Here is a 1,552-nt window from a genome sequence, read left to right as displayed (position 1 = left end):
CCCCGCAGGTTCTGGACCTGTGTGACGGGCTCGGGCTGCGCTATGTCTTTGGTTTGTCAAAGAACGGCCGTCTGGCGCGGAACATCTCGGCTCTGGAAGCGTCGACAGCGGCGCGCTACGCCCGAACGCCGGGCCAGAAGCTGCGCCGGTTCAAAACCTTCTCCTACGCAGCCCGCTCGTGGTCGAAACCCCGCCGCGTCATCGCCCGCGTCGAGGTTGGCCCCATGGGTCGGGACACCCGCTACATCGTCACCAACCTCGAGGGCGGCCGCGGCAAGCACCTTTACGAGAAGCTCTATTCCGCTCGCGGCCAGGCCGAGAACCACATCAAGGCGTGGAAGGCCCACCTCGCAGCAGACCGGACGTCGTGCTCGAAGGCGAACGCCAGCCAGATGCGCCTGATGCTGCACGGCTGCGCCTACTGGATTTGGTGGAAGCTCCGCGCGGCTTGCCCGAAGCGCTCACCATGGCGCCGCGCCCAGTTCGACACGCTGCGGCTGCATCTCGTCAAGCTGGCCGCCACCATCGTCGAAAAGAAGACCCGGATCATCGTGACCCTGCCGGCATCGTGTCCCCGAAAGGGACTTCTCCTCCTTCTCTTCGACGCCCTCGCCCCACCGAAAACAGCCTGACGCAAGCGCCCCGACAAACCCCGAAACATCAACCCGTATCGCCCAAGACCCAAGTCACCGGCCGGCATGCCAACCGGACGCAAACACCGGGTGCGCGCAAGAAAACCGAGACCGGGGAAACCATCTCACGGAGCACAAGTCCGCAGCTTCATGAATTATGCGGGTTAGTTCGCTATTTTCATTGGCCACACTAGTTTTGGCCACACAAGTTATAGTAAACTAATTACACCCTCGGCCGGCCGCAGGCGGTGTTCGTCAAGGTAGTTGTCGCCTGCACTCGTTTTCACGCTGCGTTTTCGGCTGGGCCGGCCATGGGGCCGCCGCCGCCAGCTTGATGGGGGAGCGCGTCGGCAGCCCCATGGCCTCTGCGCCCGGCATCGGGTCGCTCGGGGTTAAGCCAGACCGAGCCGATGGGCTGCCAGTCGCGGGTCTGACCTGACCAGCGTTCCGGGTGTACGGCGCGGGCCATCTGGTAGACGCGGTGGCGCTCTGCCAGCAGCGCCTTTTCCTCGCCACGATGGCGCTGGTCGGGTGTCACGAAGCGGATGGCGCTGTGCCGATGCTGGGTGTTGTACCAAGTGGCGAAGCCCTGGACCCAGGCCCGCGCCTCATCGATCGTCGCGAAGCCGCGGGTTGGCCAACCGGGCGTATATTTGCAGGTCCGGAACAGGGCCTCGGAGAACGGATTGTCATTGCTGACCCGGGGTCGGCTGAACGACGCGGTCACGCCGAGCCGCTCCATCGTCACCTTCATCGTTGTGCCCTTCATGGGGATGCCGCGGCGCCGACAATATTCGCCAAGCTCCACTGCATTCAGTGACGCCGTCTCGATCACCGCAGCGAGCTTGTCCGCTGAGGTCCAGCCCTCGGGACCCGCGTTCGCTTCGGGCAGGAACTGCCCCTTCGCCCGCGCCTCCGCC

At 64.8% G+C, this 1,552-nt stretch carries 1 protein-coding gene and 1 pseudogene; one reads left to right on the top strand and one right to left on the bottom strand.

The window, feature by feature from the left end; genetic code table 11:
• A partial coding sequence (locus JSE7799_RS12800; protein ID WP_144431692.1) for a transposase occupies positions 1 to 632 on the top strand: 632 nt, incomplete at its 5' end.
• A gap of 382 nt (positions 633 to 1,014) precedes the next feature.
• Here JSE7799_RS12800 and JSE7799_RS12795 read toward each other — a convergent pair.
• Positions 1,015 to 1,552 (bottom strand): annotated as a pseudogene (locus JSE7799_RS12795) (integrase core domain-containing protein); the annotation flags it as partial.

Source organism: Jannaschia seosinensis, from assembly GCF_001408515.1.
Taxonomy (GTDB): Bacteria; Pseudomonadota; Alphaproteobacteria; order Rhodobacterales; family Rhodobacteraceae; genus Jannaschia; species Jannaschia seosinensis.
The sequence above is the reverse complement of the archived record's forward strand: the minus strand, read 5'-3'. Positions and strand labels throughout refer to the sequence as shown.